14 protein-coding genes are annotated in these 15,778 nt (G+C 71.1%); 7 read left to right on the top strand and 7 right to left on the bottom strand.

Going from position 1 to position 15,778, the window contains the following annotated elements; all coding sequences use genetic code 11:
• Positions 1-36: 36 nt before the first annotated feature.
• From PGH47_RS14080 to PGH47_RS14070, 3 genes are read left to right on the top strand one after another with little or no spacing between them, the layout of a single operon-like run.
• On the top strand, positions 37-1,302 hold the full coding sequence (locus PGH47_RS14080; protein WP_443048488.1) for a sensor histidine kinase: 1,266 nt from the start codon (positions 37-39) through the stop codon (positions 1,300-1,302).
• The gene (locus tag PGH47_RS14075; protein WP_107906629.1) at positions 1,299-1,958 is read left to right on the top strand and encodes a response regulator; all 660 of its coding nucleotides are present in this window, start codon (positions 1,299-1,301) and stop codon (positions 1,956-1,958) included. The genes PGH47_RS14080 and PGH47_RS14075 overlap by 4 nt, the downstream gene beginning before the upstream one ends.
• 39 nt (positions 1,959-1,997) lie before the next feature.
• Positions 1,998-3,188, top strand: coding sequence for a sialidase family protein (locus tag PGH47_RS14070; RefSeq protein WP_271663721.1), 1,191 nt, complete (start codon positions 1,998-2,000; stop codon positions 3,186-3,188).
• Between the two features lie 22 nt (positions 3,189-3,210).
• On the opposite strand, the gene PGH47_RS14065 is transcribed toward PGH47_RS14070, so the two are convergent.
• The 5 genes from PGH47_RS14065 to PGH47_RS14045 are packed head-to-tail and all read right to left on the bottom strand — an operon-like array spanning position 3,211 to position 9,760.
• Positions 3,211-4,143, bottom strand: a complete 933-nt coding sequence (locus PGH47_RS14065) for a dihydrodipicolinate synthase family protein (protein ID WP_271663720.1) — start codon at positions 4,141-4,143, stop codon at positions 3,211-3,213.
• Between the two features lie 2 nt (positions 4,144-4,145).
• On the bottom strand, positions 4,146-5,180 hold the full coding sequence (locus PGH47_RS14060; protein ID WP_271663719.1) for an oligopeptide/dipeptide ABC transporter ATP-binding protein: 1,035 nt from the start codon (positions 5,178-5,180) through the stop codon (positions 4,146-4,148).
• Complete coding sequence (locus PGH47_RS14055) at positions 5,177-7,165, bottom strand: dipeptide/oligopeptide/nickel ABC transporter permease/ATP-binding protein (protein WP_271663718.1); 1,989 nt, start codon at positions 7,163-7,165, stop codon at positions 5,177-5,179. Before PGH47_RS14055 ends, PGH47_RS14060 begins: the two co-directional genes overlap by 4 nt.
• Positions 7,162-8,121 (bottom strand): ABC transporter permease, encoded by a 960-nt coding sequence (locus tag PGH47_RS14050; RefSeq protein WP_030951358.1) that lies wholly within the window; start codon positions 8,119-8,121, stop codon positions 7,162-7,164. Before PGH47_RS14050 ends, PGH47_RS14055 begins: the two co-directional genes overlap by 4 nt.
• A 10-nt stretch (positions 8,122-8,131) precedes the next feature.
• Positions 8,132-9,760, bottom strand: a complete 1,629-nt coding sequence (locus PGH47_RS14045; protein WP_271663717.1) for an ABC transporter substrate-binding protein — start codon at positions 9,758-9,760, stop codon at positions 8,132-8,134.
• A 230-nt stretch (positions 9,761-9,990) separates the two neighbouring features.
• Between PGH47_RS14045 and PGH47_RS14040 the strand changes: the two genes are divergently transcribed.
• From PGH47_RS14040 to PGH47_RS14025, 4 genes are all read left to right on the top strand, one after another.
• The gene (locus tag PGH47_RS14040) at positions 9,991-10,710 is read left to right on the top strand and encodes a FadR/GntR family transcriptional regulator (RefSeq protein ID WP_271663716.1); all 720 of its coding nucleotides are present in this window, start codon (positions 9,991-9,993) and stop codon (positions 10,708-10,710) included.
• A gap of 86 nt (positions 10,711-10,796) precedes the next feature.
• Entirely contained in the window at positions 10,797-11,207 is a 411-nt protein-coding gene (locus PGH47_RS14035) for a VOC family protein (protein ID WP_271663715.1), read from the top strand.
• Positions 11,208-11,281: 74 nt separating this feature from the next.
• Complete coding sequence (locus PGH47_RS14030) at positions 11,282-13,645, top strand: excinuclease ABC subunit UvrA (RefSeq protein WP_271663714.1); 2,364 nt, start codon at positions 11,282-11,284, stop codon at positions 13,643-13,645.
• A 180-nt stretch (positions 13,646-13,825) separates the two neighbouring features.
• Positions 13,826-14,242 carry a helix-turn-helix transcriptional regulator gene (locus tag PGH47_RS14025; protein ID WP_255346099.1) on the top strand — a complete coding sequence of 139 codons (417 nt, stop codon included), beginning with the start codon at positions 13,826-13,828 and terminating at the stop codon, positions 14,240-14,242.
• A gap of 67 nt (positions 14,243-14,309) precedes the next feature.
• On the opposite strand, the gene PGH47_RS14020 is transcribed toward PGH47_RS14025, so the two are convergent.
• Together PGH47_RS14020 and PGH47_RS14015 are read right to left on the bottom strand one after the other, a co-directional pair.
• Entirely contained in the window at positions 14,310-15,236 is a 927-nt protein-coding gene (locus tag PGH47_RS14020; RefSeq protein WP_271663713.1) for a hypothetical protein, read from the bottom strand.
• Positions 15,233-15,757, bottom strand: a complete 525-nt coding sequence (locus PGH47_RS14015) for a SigE family RNA polymerase sigma factor (protein WP_271663712.1) — start codon at positions 15,755-15,757, stop codon at positions 15,233-15,235. The genes PGH47_RS14020 and PGH47_RS14015 overlap by 4 nt, the downstream gene beginning before the upstream one ends.
• Positions 15,758-15,778: the final 21 nt, after the last annotated feature.

Below are 15,778 nucleotides of genomic sequence, written 5' to 3'. Positions count from 1 at the left end.
TCCCGGAGGGGCGCCCCCATCGCGGAGGATGAGCCCGTGCAGGCAAACAGGACACAGGTACGACCCCGCGTCGGCGAACGGGTCATGGCGGCGATCAACCGCGACCCCATGACCGCCCCGCACCGCACCCGCAACGACGCGCTGCTGGCTGCCGGGTGGGCCGTCGTCGCCACGGCCCTGGCCCTGCTCGGCGCCGACGGGCGCCGGCCCGACGCACTCGGCTGGACCCTGCTGCTCGCCGCACACGTGCCACTCGTGTGGCGGCGCCACCGTCCGCTGCTGGTCCTGGTCGCGGTGATGGTCTGCATCGCCCCGTACCACGCCCTCGAGAACAACCACGCCGCGCCCATCTTCGCGACCATGGTGGTGCTGTACACGGTCGCGGCGACCGGCACGGTGCGCCGCACGCTGCTCACCGGCGCCGCCGTCCTCGGCGTGACACTGATCCTGAACGCCCTCACCAACCCCGACGGGACGGTGGAGCTCCTGCGGATCTCCGGCTGGGTCTTCGCGTTCCTCCTCTGCGGCATCGACGTCCGCTACTACCGCCAGTACTTCGCCGCCGTCGTCGAACGCGCCGAGCGCGCCGAACGCACCCGCGAGGAGGAGGCCCGCCGCCGGGTCGCCGAGGAGCGCCTGCGCATCGCCCGGGACCTGCACGACCTGCTGGCCCACAGCATCACCCTGATCGGCGTGCAGACGTCGGTGGCCGCGCACGTCCTGGCGGCGGACCCCGAGCGGATGGACCGGGAAACGATCGCCAAGGCGCTCGACGACATCGCCGAGACCTGCCGCACGGCACGCGGTGAGGTGCGCGGCACGCTGGAGGTGCTGCGCGAGCAGGGCGTCGCGGGCGAGACCCGCGGGCCGCTGCCCGGGCTGGACGGACTGCCCGACCTGGTGGAGGCGGCGCGGCTCGCGGGGGCGCGGGTGGAGTCCGACGTACGGGTGCGGGAGGCGCCGCCCGCGGTGGGGGCGGCGGCGTACCGGATCGTGCAGGAGGCGCTGACGAACGCGGTCCGGCACGCCGGGCCCGAACCGGCCGTGCGCGTCGCGCTGTACGAGGAGATGGGCACCCTGCGGCTGTCGGTCGCCGACGACGGCCGTGCCGCGCCCTCCGCGCAGAGCCCCGGCTACGGTCTGGTCGGGATGCGTGAACGGGCCCGCAGCGTGGGTGGCACACTCGACGCCGGGCCGCGCGACGAGGGGGGCTTCGAGGTGAGCGCCGTACTGCCCACCGGGACCGGACTGCCCGAGGAGAGCCGGGTGTCCGTCGGGACCGGCCGGGAGGGGGAGAGATGATCCGCGTCCTGCTCGCGGACGACCAGACGCTCGTCAGGGAGGCGTTCGCGATGCTGGTCGAGTCGGCGCCGGACATGGAGGTCGTCGGCCAGGCGGCCACCGGCCGGGAGGCCGCGGAACTGGCCCGCACCTCGCGTGCCGACCTCGTCGTGATGGACATCCGCATGCCCGACCTCGACGGCATCGAGGCGACCCGGCTGATCGCGGCCGACGAGGACCTGGCCGGGGTGCGCGTGCTGGTGCTGACCACCTACGACACCGACGAGAACATCGTGGACGCGCTGCGGGCCGGCGCCTCCGGGTTCCTCGTGAAGGACACCCGCCCGGCCGAACTCCTCGACGCCATCCGTACGGTGACCGCGGGCGACTCCCTGCTGTCGCCGGGACCGACCGCACGGCTGATCGAGCGGTTCCTCCGCAGCCCCTCGGCACCCGCGGCCGGCGGGCCCGAATGCCTGTCCGAACGTGAACGCGAAGTGCTGACGCTGGTCGCGCGCGGGCTCAACAACACGGAGATCGCGGAAGCGTTGGGACTCAGTCCGCTCACGGCCAAGACCCATGTCAGCCGCATCATGGGCAAGCTGGGGGCGCGCGACCGGGCACAGCTGGTCGTCGTGGCGTATGAGTCAGGGATGGTGACTCCGGGGAACCTGTGACGGACAGGTCAATGTCTGACCCTCCGTCAAGGGAGCTCGATGACCCTCCTGAGCCGCACACTCCTGGCCACCGCAGTCCTCCTGACCACCCCGCTCACCGCCGCCGGCACCGCCTCGGCGGCCCCCGGCTGCACGTCCTCCGTGCCGTACGTCTCGGGCGAGGGCGGCTACGACACGTACCGCATCCCGGCGACGGTCACGACCGCGCCGGGCACGGTGCTGGCCTTCGCCGAGGGCCGGCACGACGGGGCCGGTGACACCGGCGACATCGATGTCGTCCTCAGACGGTCCCTGGACGGCGGCTGCACCTGGGGACCGGTCGCGGTGGTCGCCGCCGGGGACGGGGACACCCGGGGCAACCCGGCGCCGGTGGTGGACCCGCTCACCGGCGCGGTCGTGCTGGTCACCTCCTACAACAGCGGGGATGTGACGGAGGCGCAGATCATGCGGGGCGAGGCGACGGCGGAGCAGAGCCGCCGGGTGTTCGTGCAGCGCAGCACGGACGACGGGCGGAGCTTCGGCGCGCCCCGCGATGTCACGGGGGACGTGAAGCCGGCGAACTGGCGCTGGTACGCGACCGGCCCCGGGCACGCGATCGCGCTCCGGCACGGCAGGCACGCGGGCCGGCTGGTGGTCCCCTCCAACCACTCGGTGGCCCCGCCGGCGGGCTCCGGCGACACCGGGCAGGAGGCCAAGTACTACGGCGCCCACGCCATCTACAGCGACGACGGCGGGCGTACGTGGCAGACGGGCTTCGTGGACGAGACCTACGACGGCTACAGCAACGCCAACGAGTCCACCGCCGCCGAACTCCCCGACGGCAGGGTGTACTTCAACTCCCGCGACCAGAACGGCACGAGCGCGGGAAACCGCCTCGACAGCGTCTCCAGCGACGGCGGCGAGAGTCTGGACCGGCCGTACACGATGCAGCCCTCGCTGAACGACGTGCCGGTGGTCGAGGGCAGCGTTCTCCAACTCCCGGGCACCGGAGCTCCGTTGCTGTTCTCCGGTCCGTCCGTGCCCACCGCCCGGCAGTCGATGGCCGTGTGGCGCAGCACGAACGGCGGGGCGACCTTCACGAAGGTACTGACGCTGTCGCAGAAGCGGGCGGCGTACTCCGACCTGGTGCGGCTCGACGGGCAGACGGTCGGGCTGCTGTACGAGACGGGGCAGTCGGGCACCTACGAGACGATCGAGTTCCGCCGGCTGCCGGTGACCGATCTGAGCTAGTGGCCGCCGTGGCGGAACCGGCCTAGAGCAGCCCCGCCCCGGCCAGGAACTTCCCCACCCGTTCGACCTCCTCCGGCGACAGCGGCACCTGAGGCTCCGCTGTCGCCGGGCAGTCGATGACGCCCCGCAGGTGCAGTGCCGCTTTGAACGCGCCCAGTGCCGAGGAGCTGCCGCCCATCCGCTCGGGGTCGCCGACGGTCACCATGCCGAACAGGGCGCACAACCGTTCCTGCTCGGCACGGGCCGACTCCCGGTCGCCGGAGCGGTACAGGCGGTCGAGGCGGACGTAGCCCGCCGGGTCGACGTTGGCCAGGCCCGGCACCGCCCCGTCGGCGCCGACCGCGAGAGCCGCGTCCACGATGAGCTCGGAGCCGGTCAGCACGCTGAAGCCCTTGAGGTCGGGCCGGTTGCGGACGCCCATGACGACCTCGCGGAAACCGGCCAGATCGCCGCTGGAGTCCTTCAGGCCCGCCAGCACACCCTCGGCGGCCAGGTCCAGGACGACCTCGGCGGGCAGCTTGGTGTGCACGCCGGACGGCAGGTCGTAGGCGATGACCGGGACCGGGCAGGCCGTCGCGATCAGCCGGTAGTGGTGGGCGATCTCGGCGGGGTGGGTGCGCGCGTAGAACGGGGCCGTCGCCACCACGGCGTCCGCGCCGGCCTCCGTGACCTCGTGCACGTGGTCCAGGACCCGCGGCGTCGTCATGTCGATCACGCCGGCCAGGACCGGGAGCCGGCCGGCGGCGTGCCGTACGGCCGTGTCCACCACCAGCCGCCGCTGCCGGTCCGTCAGATACGCCACCTCCGACGTCGACCCGAGCACGAACAGGCCGTGCACCCCGCCCTGGATCAGATGGTCGATCAGCCTGCGCAGTGACGGGACGTCCACCTCGCGGTCCGGTGTCAGGGGCGTGCAGACGGGCGGGACGACACCGGTGAGCGGGGTGGGGATCATGGTCAGGGCTCCCTGGAACTGTGGCTCTCTCGTACGAGGTCGCGGGTGGCCTCGCCCTCCTCCACTGGATGGTGACACCTGTAACGGTGCGCGGGGCTCGACGCGGCCGAGAACTCCGGCATCACCTCCGCACATACCCCGTCCGCCTTCCAGCACCTGGTCCGGAAGGGGCATCCACTGGGCGGCCGGGTGGCCGACGGGACCGGCCCGACCAGCGGAATCGGATCGATCGGGTCCAGCAGGCCCGGGGTCGCGGAGAACAGGGCGCGGGTGTACGGGTGCCGGGAGCCGTCGGTGACACCGGCCGCCGGGGCCTCCTCGACGATCCGGCCCAGGTACATCGTGATCACCCGGTCGCTCATCCGCCGTACCGTCTGGATGTCGTGCGAGACGAAGACCAGGGCCAGGCCGAGGCGCTCCTTCAGGTCCAGCAGGAGGTTCAGGATCTGGGCGCGCACCGACACGTCCAGGGCGCTCGTCGGCTCGTCCGCCACCACCAGGTCGGGGTCCAGGGCCAGCGCGCGGGCGATGGCGACGCGCTGGCGCTGACCGCCCGACAGCTGGCCGGGCAGGGCGTCGGCCAGGGCGCGGGGCAGGCCCACCAGGGCCATCAGCTCCCGCACCCGGTCCTCGCGCTCGCGCTTGGTGCCGCGTTCGTGCACGTCCAGCGGGTCCCGCAGTATCTGCCGGACCGGCAGCCGGCGGTTCAGGGCCGTCGACGGGTCCTGGAAGATCATGCCCGTGCCGGCGCCCACGGCCGTCCTGCGCTCGGCCGGCGTCATGGCCCACAGGTCACGCCCACGGAACGCCACGCTGCCCGACGTCGGCCGCTGCACGCCGACCAGCACCTTCGCCAGCGTCGACTTGCCGCACCCCGACTCGCCGACCACGCCCACCGTCTCGCCGGGCGCGATGGTGAGGTCGGCGCCGGTCAGGGCGTACACCTTGTCCCGGGTGAACAGCCCACCACTGCGCGCCTTGTGCACGACGTGCGCGTCGGACAGCTCGACCAGAGTGTTCGTCCCGCTCGCGCTCATGTCACCGCCTCGCTCTCGGAGCGGTCCGTCGGGGACAGGAGGATCGCCGGGTGGTGGCAGGCCGCGGTGTGCGTCGGTGTTCCCACCAGAGTGGGCGCTGTCGTGCGGCACACCTCGCTCGCCAGCGGGCAGCGGTCCGCGAAGCGGCAGCCCGCGGGGAAGTCGGCGGGGGAGGGGACCACGCCCCTGATCTGCGTCATCCGCTCCTGCGCCGACTCCAGCGAGAGCACGCTGCCGAGCAGACCCCGCGTGTAGTGGTGCGCCGGTGCCTCCACCAGGTCGGCGGTCACGCCGGTCTCCACGATCTGGCCGCCGTACATCACGACCACCCGGTCGGTGACGTCCGAGATCAGCGCGAGGTCGTGCGAGACCAGGATCAGGGCGAAGCCCAGCTCCTCCCGCAGCCTCAGCAGCAGCTCCATGATCTGCGCCTGCACGGTGACGTCCAGCGCGGTCGTCGGCTCGTCGGCGACGATCAGCTTCGGGTCCCGGGACAGGGCCATCGCGATCAGCACGCGCTGGCGCTGGCCGCCGGAGAGCTCGTGCGGATAGCTGCGCAGGGTACGTTCGGGGTCGAGGCCGACCAGGGTGAGCAGCTCGTGCGGACTGCGCCGGCCGCCACGGCGTACGACCTGCCCCAGCTGCGAGCGGATCGTCATCGCCGGGTTCAGGGACGACAGGGCGTCCTGGTAGATCATCGCCATCTCGTGGCCCAGCAGCTTGCGGCGTACCCGCATCGGCTCGCCCACCAACTGCCGCTGGTTGAAGCGGACGTGGCCGCGCACCCGGGCACCCTTGGGCTCCAGGCCCATCACCGCGAGCGCGGTCAGCGACTTCCCGCAGCCCGACTCTCCGACCAGGCCGAGGACCTCGCCGGGCTGTACCTCGAAGCTGATGCCGTCGACGATGTCCACGCCGCTGTGCCGGCCCTCGAAGCCGATCGCCAGATGCTCCACCGCGAGCACCGGCAGCCGTCCCCCGGGCAGCGGCCGGGCCCGTGACCGCAGCCGGGCCGCGGCCTCCGTGAGCCCGGGCAGCCGAAGCACCTCGCCGCTGCCCGGCTCGGGCGCTTGGAGGTGGTCGTGCTGTTCCTTCACGTCGACCTCGCGCGCGGACGGCGCCGCCCAGGCGTCCGAGACGCCCTCGGAGAGGATGTTCAGGCAAAGGACGGTCACCAGCATCAGCAGCCCGGGGAAGACGGTCGCCCACCAGCCGCCGGTCAGGACCATGTTCTTGCCGTCCGCGATGACGCTGCCCCAGGACGGGTCCGGCGGCCGCACGCCGGCGCCGATGAACGACAGCGACGCCTCGAAGACGATCGCCTCGGCCACCTGCACGGTGCAGAACACCAGCACCGGGGCGGCGCAGTTGATCGCCACGTGCTTGATGACGATGTGCGGGGTGCGGGCGCCGATGACCCGTTCCGCCGTCACATAGTCCTCGCCGTACTGGTCGAGGACGTTCGCCCGGACCACCCGGGCCACGGGCGGTGTGAACAGGAAGGCGATCGCGCAGATCAGGACGGTGATGCCGCCGCCGAAGACCGCGACGAGCACCGCGGCCAGCGCGATGCCCGGGAACGCCATCACCACGTCCAGACAGCGCATCAGCGTCTCGTCGACCGCCTTGCGAGAGGTCGCCGCGACGGCGCCGATCAGCGCGCCGACGACGAGCGCGAGCGCGGTCGCGCCGAGACCGATCGCCAGCGACCAGCGGGCCCCGTACATCAGCCGGCTCAGGATGTCCCGGCCGAGGCTGTCCTGGCCCATCCAGTGGCCGGCGGACGGATGCCCGGTGCCGTCGACCGGCGGCTGCTGGTCGAGCGGGTCGTGCGGGGCGAGCAGCGGGGCGAACAGCGCGACCACCACGACGACGGCCAGGAAACAGACGGCCACCTTCGACAGCATCGGCAGCTTGCGCCAGCCGCGCAGACGGATGCCGGGCCGGGACAGCGCCTCGGCCAGACGCTTGCGGTTGAACGTCATGTCGCCTCCCGCAGCCGCGGGTTGACCAGCAGATACAGGATGTCGATGACCAGGTTGACGACGACGAAGCCGATCGCCGTGGTGATGACGACGCCCTGGACCACGGCCGGGTCACCGTTCTTCACCGCGTCGATCATCAGCTTCCCCATGCCCGGCAGGGAGAAGATCGTCTCGATGACGACCGCGCCGCCCAGCAGATAGCCGACCCGCAGACCGAGCACGGTCAGCGGGTTGATCAGGGCGTTGCGCAGCACGTTACGGCCGACCACGACCCGCGGCGGCAGGCCGCTGCCGATCGCCGTGCGGACGTAGTCCTTGTCGAGCTCCTCCACCACCGACGTGCGCACGATCCGGGTCAGCTGCGCCGCCACCGGCAGCGACAGCGCGAGGGCGGGCAGGGTCATCGTCTTCAGCCAGCCGGTGAAGGAGTCGGCCGGGTTGATGTAACCGCCGGTCGGGAACCAGCCGAGGTCGACGGCGAGGTACTGGATCATCAGCAGCGCCAGCCAGAAGCCGGGGGCGGCGACCCCGGTGAGGGAGACGACGCGGATGATCTGGTCGGGCAGGCGGTCGCGGTAGATGGCCGCGGTGACGCCGCCGACCAGCGACAGGACGACCGCGATGCCGAGCCCCAGGAAGGTGAGCTGGATGGTCAGCGGCAGCGCGGTCATCACCTGGTCGACGACCGGCGCCCGGGTCAGGGCGCTCGTGCCCATGTCGCCGTGGACCAGGTCGCCGATGAAGACGACGTAGCGGACGGGCAGGGGATCCAGCAGGCCGTTCTGCTCGCGGAAGTCGTGCAGCTGCTGGGCGGTGGGGTTGGCGCCCTGGAAGAACGCGGACGCCGGGTCGACGTCCGAGAACCGCATGACCAGGAACACGAACAGCACGATGCCCAGCATCAGCGGCACGAGCAGCAGAACGCGCCTGGCCAGGATCCTGACGACGGTGATCACTCAGTGACTCCTAGGCCCACTTGGCCTGGAGGAGGTTGATGCCGGGGTACGGCTGTGCCCTTATCCCGGTGAGCTCCTTCGGGTTCCACGCGGTCATCAGCTCGTTGTGGACGACCGGGTAGAGGACGGCCTGCTCGGCGACGATGTCGATGTAGTCCTGGACCATCGTCTTCTTCTTCTCGGCGTCCGGCTCCTGGGTCGCCCGGTCCATGTCCTTGAACAGCGCCTTGGCGACGGAGTTGCCGGCCCACCGCGTGTACTGCATCCACAGGTTCTCGGGCCCGTAGTTGTAATGCATGATCAGATCGGCGTCGAGGCCGAACTGGTTGGGGTTCGAGGCGGCGGCGACGACCTGGTAGTCCTGCTTCTGGTCCATCTTGGTGAAGACGGCCGTCGTCTCCTGCGGGGACAGGGTCGTCCGCACGCCGATCGCGTCCCAGGACGCCTTGATGGTCGGCAGGCAGTCCACGATCCAGCTGACGTTCACGGCGAGGATCTCGATCTTCAGCCCGCTGACCCCGGCCTGCTTCAGCAGTGCCTTCGCCTTGTCCGGGTCGTAGTCGTAGACCGTCTTGGCCGGCCGGAAGCTGGGATTGGACTGGTTGAGGAAGGACGACGACGGCTTCCCGTGTCCCTTGAGCGCGACCTCGATCATCTTGCCGGTGTCGATGGCGTAGTGCAGGGCCTGGCGGACCCGGACGTCGTCGAAGGGCTTGTGCCTGGTGTTGAACATCAGGAACAGGTTGTTCATCCCGGCGCCGCCCGCGACCGTCAGCCCGCCGCTCTCCAGCTGCCCGATGTTGGCGTAGGGGATGTTGTCGGCGATCTGCGCGCCCGCGCTGGCCCCCGAGATCCTGGCCACGCGCGGCGCCGCGTCCACGATGGTCAGCCAGTTCATCTTCTTGAAGGCCGCCTTGCGCGGGCCGTTGTAGTCCGCGTACGCCTCGAAGGTGGTGTTCGACTTCGGGTGGTGCGCGGCCTGCATGTACGGCCCCGAGCCGATCGCCTTGCCCTTGATGGCCTCGTCCCACCCGCCGGGCTGCGAGAACACGTGCTTCGGCATGATCTTGGCGAGGGTCAGCCGGGCGAGCCCGTCCGGGAAGGGGAACTTCAGCACCAGCTCGACGTTCTGCGCGTCGATCTTGCGCACTTCCTTCAGCCAGCTGACGAAGAAGCCCTTGGCGAGGGTCTGGGTCTTCGGGTCGAGGATCCGGTCGAAGACGAAGACCACGTCGTCGGCGGTGACCGGCTTGCCGTCGTGGAACCGGGCCCCGGCGCGCAGGGTGAACTTCCACGACGTGGCGTTCGGGTCGGCCGGCACCTGGGTGGCGAGCGCGGCATACGGCTCGCGGGAGATGGGGTCGGTGTCGAGGAGGCCCTCGTAGATGTGGTTGTTGGCGGCCATGCAGAAGGCGGACGCCGTCTGGGTGGGATCCCAGCTGCCGTCGTTGCCGTAGCCGATCACTGCGGTGAGGGTCCGGTTCGCGCCACCGCCCCCGCCGGTCTCGTTCGTGGACTCCGGCCCGGACGAGCAGGCCGACAGGGACGCGGAGACGGCGGCGGCCGCGCCCAGCGCGCCGGTGTACTTCAGGAACGACCGGCGGTGCAGCGCCGGCACGTCGTGGGTCACGTCGCGCACGGTTCCTCCAGCGAGTGCTCGGAAGGTTTGAGGAGATACGACGTCCTACGTCCTGACGGTCAGCGCGACCATAGGTGGGGCGCTGGGGGCGGTCAAGGGATCTCACGCGAATGGCGCATCTGCCACAGGTCGGACCAATGGCGCTGTGAAATGGCGCGAGTTGACCCCCCGTCAGGGGGTTTTCCGGGACATGGGACGTGGGACGTCCGGGTGCGCGTACGATGCGCCGCATGCCCGGGCAGCCCAGGAACAGCCGTACGTCCGAGGGGTCCAGGAACAGCCGGATCCAGCGCCAGGTCATGCAGTTGATCATCGACCGCAGGCTCCAGGCGGGCGCCCTGCTGCCCACCGAGGCCGAGCTGATGGAGGACCTCGGCGTCAGCCGCAACTCGGTGCGCGAGGCGCTCAAGGCGCTCCAAGCCCTCGACATCGTGGAGATCAGGCACGGCTACGGGACGTATGTCGGCCAGGCCTCGCTCACTCCGCTGATCGACGGGCTGACCTTCCGCACGCTCGCCCGGCACGACCACGACACCGGTGCGCTCGCCGAGATCCTCCAGGTGCGGGAGGTGCTGGAGGAGGGGCTGATCCGGCGGGTGGCGGCGACGGTGAGCGAGGCCGAGCTGGACCGGCTGGATGCGGTCGTGTCCCGGATGGAGGCGGCGGGACGGTCCGGGCGACCCTTCCCGGAGCTGGACCGCGAGTTCCACGAGCTGCTCTACGCCTGTCTCGGCAACGACCTCGTGCCGCAGCTCCTCGCCGCGTTCTGGACGGTCTTCCGCCGTGTGAACGGCGCCCGCGGCCGCCCCGACGACCCCTCGCCCGAGGTCACCGCCCGCTGGCACCGCGACATCGTCACCGCCCTGCGCGCCCGTGACGTCGAGGGCGCGCAGCGGGCGATGGCGGTCCATTTCCGGGGGATCGAGGCCCGGGCGGGGCGGGACCGGTAGGGGCGGGGCGAAGGAATCCGCTGTGCCGCCGGGGCCGGTCAGGAATCGAGAAGCGCCACCCCCCTGCCACGGCTAGCGTGACGGGCATGGACATCAGCATTCACGCCAGTTTTCTTCCGCACGACGACCCGGACGCCTCCCTGGCCTTCTACCGCGACGCCCTCGGCTTCGAGGTGCGCACCGACGTCGGCCAGGGCAAGATGCGCTGGATCACGGTCGGCCCGCCCGGCCGGCCCGGCACGTCCATCCTGCTCGCGCCGCCCGCCGCGGACCCCGGCGTCACCGACGACGAGCGCCGTGTCATCGCCGAGATGATGGCCAAGGGCACCTATGGCTGGATCCTGCTGGCCACCGGGAACGTCGATGACACCTTCGAGAAGGTGCAGGCGAGCGGCGCCGAGGTCGTCCAGGAGCCCACCGACCAGCCGTACGGCATCCGCGACTGTGCCTTCCGGGACCCCGCGGGCAACCTGGTCCGTATCCAGGCGCGGGCCTGAGGCTCTCTCCCTGAGCCCACCCCCGCGCCCTCACCGGCAACGTTCCCGACCGAGTTGCAGATGGAGACTTCACGATGACCGAGCCGCACGTTGCCGACAGCCACGAACTGATCCGTGTGCACGGTGCCCGGGAGAACAACCTCAAGGACGTCAGCATCGAGATCCCCAAGCGCCGGCTGACGGTGTTCACCGGGGTCTCCGGCTCGGGCAAGAGCTCCCTGGTGTTCGACACGATCGCCGCCGAGTCGCAGCGGCTGATCAACGAGACCTACAGCGCGTTCCTGCAAGGGTTCATGCCGAACCTCGCGCGGCCCGAGGTCGACGTCCTGGACGGTCTGACCACCGCCATCACCGTCGACCAGCAGCGCATGGGCTCCGACCCGCGCTCCACCGTCGGCACCGCCACCGACGCCAACGCGATGCTGCGGATCCTCTTCAGCCGGCTCGGCAAGCCGCACATCGGCCCGCCCGCCGCGTACTCCTTCAACGTCGCCTCGGTCTCGGCGCAGGGCGGCTTCACCATCGACCGGGGTGCCGACAAGACCAAGACCGAGAAGGTCTCCTTCAGCCGCACCGGCGGCATGTGCACCCACTGCGAGGGCCGCGGCCGGGTCTCCGACATCGACCTCACACAGCTCTACGACGACTCCAAGTCGCTCTCGGAGGACCCGTTCACCATCCCCACCTACACGGGAGACGGGTGGGTCGTGCGGGTCATCGCCGAGTCGGGCTTCTTCGACAAGGAGAAGCCGATCGCGAAGTACACCAAGAAGGAGCGGCACGACTTCCTCTACCGCGAGCCGACCAAGGTCAAGATCAACGGGGTCAACCTCACCTACGAGGGCCTGATCCCCAAGCTCCAGAAGACCTTCCTGTCCAAGGACCGCGAGTCGATGCAGCCGCACATCCGCGCCTTCGTGGACCGGGCGGTCACCTTCGCCGAATGCCCCGACTGCGGCGGCACCCGGCTCAGCGAGCAGGCCCGCTCCTCGAAGATCGACAAGGTCAGCATCGCCGACGCCTGCGCGATGGAGATCCGCGACCTCGCCGAATGGGTCCGCGGGCTGACGGAGCCGTCCGTCGCGCCGCTGCTCGCCAAGCTCCAGCACAGCCTCGACTCGTTCGTGGAGATCGGCCTCGGCTATCTCTCCCTCGACCGGGCCTCGGGCACGCTGTCCGGCGGTGAGGCGCAGCGCACCAAGATGATCCGCCACCTCGGCTCCTCGCTCACCGACGTCACGTACGTCTTCGACGAGCCCACCATCGGTCTGCACCCGCACGACATCCAGCGCATGAACAACCTGCTGCTGCGCCTGCGGGACAAGGGCAACACGGTGCTCGTGGTCGAGCACAAGCCGGAGACGATCGCCATCGCCGACCATGTCGTGGACCTGGGCCCCGGCGCGGGCACGGCCGGCGGCACCGTCTGCTTCGAGGGTACCCTCGACGGGCTGCGGGCCTCCGACACCGTCACCGGCCGCCACCTCGACGACCGGGCCAGGCTCAAGGACACGGTCCGCGAGGCCACCGGCAAGCTGGCGATCCGCGGCGCCGGCGCCAACAACCTCCAGGACGTCGACGTCGACATCCCGCTCGGCGTGCTCTGTGTCGTCACCGGCGTCGCCGGCTCCGGCAAGAGCTCGCTCGTGCACGGCTCGATCCCGGCGCCGGAGGGCGTGGTCTCGGTGGACCAGACGCCGATCCGCGGCTCGCGGCGCAGCAACCCGGCGACGTACACCGGCCTCCTTGAGCCGATCCGCAAGGCGTTCGCCAAGGCCAACGGCGTCAAGCCGGCCCTGTTCAGCGCCAACTCCGAGGGCGCCTGCCCGACCTGCAACGGCGCCGGGGTCATCTACACCGACCTGGCGATCATGCAGAGCGTCGCCACGACCTGCGAGGACTGCGAGGGCAAGCGGTTCGACGCGTCGGTGCTGGAGTACCACTTCGGCGGGCGCGACATCAGCGAGGTGCTCGCGATGTCGGTGACCGAGGCGGAGGAGTTCTTCCGCGAGGGCGACGCGCGCATCCCGGCCGCGCACCGGATCGTCGAGCGGATGGCGGACGTCGGCCTCGGCTACCTCACCCTCGGCCAGCCGCTGACCACGCTGTCCGGCGGTGAGCGGCAGCGGCTGAAGCTGGCCGTGCACATGGCCGACAAGGGCGGGGTGTACGTCCTCGACGAGCCGACGACCGGTCTGCACCTGGCCGACGTCGAGCAGCTGCTCGGCCTGCTGGACCGGCTCGTGGAGTCCGGCAAGTCGGTCATCGTCATCGAGCACCACCAGGCCGTCATGGCGCACGCCGACTGGATCATCGACCTCGGTCCCGGCGCCGGTCACGACGGTGGCCGGATCGTCTTCGAGGGCACCCCCGCCGACCTCGTCGCAGAGCGCTCCACCCTCACCGGTGAGCACCTCGCGGCGTACGTTGGCGGCTGAGCGGCGATGTGCATGGAGGCCGCACCGGTGCTGGCCCTGCTCTCGTCCCGCTCCCGCCGGTCGCGGGAGTGGACGGGGTGGGAGCCGGCCCGGGAGGATACGGGTGTGGGATCCAGCCGATCGACGTCCGACGAACAGCGCCTGAGCACGCTCGTCGCGCTGCGGCGCGTCCGTGACCGGATGGACCGGGAGTACGCGCAGCCGCTGGACGTCGAGGCGCTGGCGCGGGGAGTGCACATGTCGGCGGGCCACCTCAGCCGCGAGTTCCGGGCCGCGTACGGCGAGTCGCCGTACAGCTACCTGATGACGCGGCGCATCGAGCGGGCCATGGCGCTGCTGCGCCGCGGCGACCGCAGCGTCACCGAGGTGTGCTTCGAGGTCGGCTGTTCCTCGCTGGGCACCTTCAGCACCCGCTTCACGGAGCTGGTCGGCATGTCGCCCAGCGCCTACCGGCGGCAGGAGGCGGACGCGACGGACGGGATGCCGTCGTGCGTGGCGAAGCAGGTGACCAGGCCGCTCAGGAACCGGCCGGCGCCGTTCAGCCTCGCGGCTGCGGTCAACGGAGTGGTGCCGGACGACGGACAGCGCTCGGCATGACGACGGGTCGGGGGCGCCGTCCCCGGTGCGGCGCCCCCGACCCGTCGGTGCCATGCGCGCGGTGCCGCTACGGCAGGGTCCGTTCGTAGTACTTGTCGTCGTCGGAGTCGTAGATCAGCTTGCCGGCGGCGTCGTAGCCCTTGATGTGCGGTGCCAGGGTGACCTGCTCGTCCAGTACGCCGGATGCCACGAACCGGCCGTGGTCGAGGGTGGCCTCGGCGTCGGAGTCGCCGTAGGCGACAGTCACCCTGGCCACCGACGGCTTGACCGTCCCCACCACACCCCAACGGAACGGCAGCTTCCATTTTCCGCGGTCGAGGAAAGACTGCTGGTAGAGCTTGCCCCCGTTGGGGTTGACCAGCACCGGCCCCTCGTCCGGGATGACGGCGCTCTCGTCGGTGAAGGCGCTGATGCCCTCGGTCACGCCGTCCTTCAGGTTGCAGATCAGATAGGACTGATCCGAGGCGTCCGTCGCCGCGACCACGTACATGCCGTCGCCCGGGGCATTGGAGTCGCCGGTGCTGCGCATCGCCAGCACGATCGCGTACTCGTCGGCCGGGTCGAGGCCCGCCCGGCCCGGTGCGTGGCCGTTCGACAGCTCGGAGTCCAGGCAGTTCGCCAGCCCGTCCGCCGCCTGCTCGGCCGTGATCCCGTCGAACAGCTGCCCCTCGACCGCCGGCGGTGTGGTCCCGCTCGACGTGGGCGAGGGGCTCCGCGAGGCACTGGCCGAGGGCGTCGGGGACGCGGCCGTGGTCGTGGCCGGCCCCCCGCCGCTCAGCGCGTACGCACCGACCGGCATCGCCGCCAGCGTCACCAGCGCCGCCCCGGCCGCGGCAACCCGGCGCCGCCGCTCGACCACGCCCCGCCTGCGGATCGCCGGATACGGCGCCGGAGAGGGCCGGATCGTGTACGCGTCCTCGGCGAGCAGCTCACGCAACCGCTCCTCGAAGTCCCGCTCGCCCTCCGCTTCCTGCCGCCGCTCGTCGTCGTTCACCTGCTGCCTCCCTGCCCGGACGGCGTCATCCGGGCGAGCCCCGGACACGCACGCAACTTCGCCAGCCCCTTCGACGCCTGGCTCTTGACCGTGCCGACGGAGCAGCCGAGCACATCGGCGACCTCCGACTCCGACAGGTCCTCCCAGTAGCGCATCACCACCACCGCCCGCTGTTTGGGCGGGAGTTGGGCCAGCGCGCCGATGAGCGCACCGCGCTCGTCCACGCCCGCGTAGCCCTCGTCGCGCCCCGCCACGTCGGGTGGCGCGGCCGTCAGCGCCTCGGCCACCCGTCGCTTGCGGAACCGGTCGCTGTTGCAGCTGACCAGCATCCGCCGGACGTAGGCCTCCGGACTGTCGGCACGCGCCACCCGCCGCCATGAGCGGTACGCCTTCGCCAGCGCCGTCTGCGGCAGGTCCTCGGCGTGGTGCGTGTCACCGGTGAGGAGATACGCGGTCCGCACCAGGTGGGACCACCGCGCCCTGACGAACTCCTGGAACTGGGCCTCTTGTTCGGCCTGCATCAAGCACCCTCCCTCGCCCTC

It is taken from the genome of Streptomyces sp. HUAS 31 (genome assembly GCF_028198125.1).
In the GTDB taxonomy this organism is placed as follows: Bacteria; Actinomycetota; Actinomycetes; order Streptomycetales; family Streptomycetaceae; genus Streptomyces; species Streptomyces chartreusis.
The sequence above is the reverse complement of the archived record's forward strand: the minus strand, read 5'-3'. Positions and strand labels throughout refer to the sequence as shown.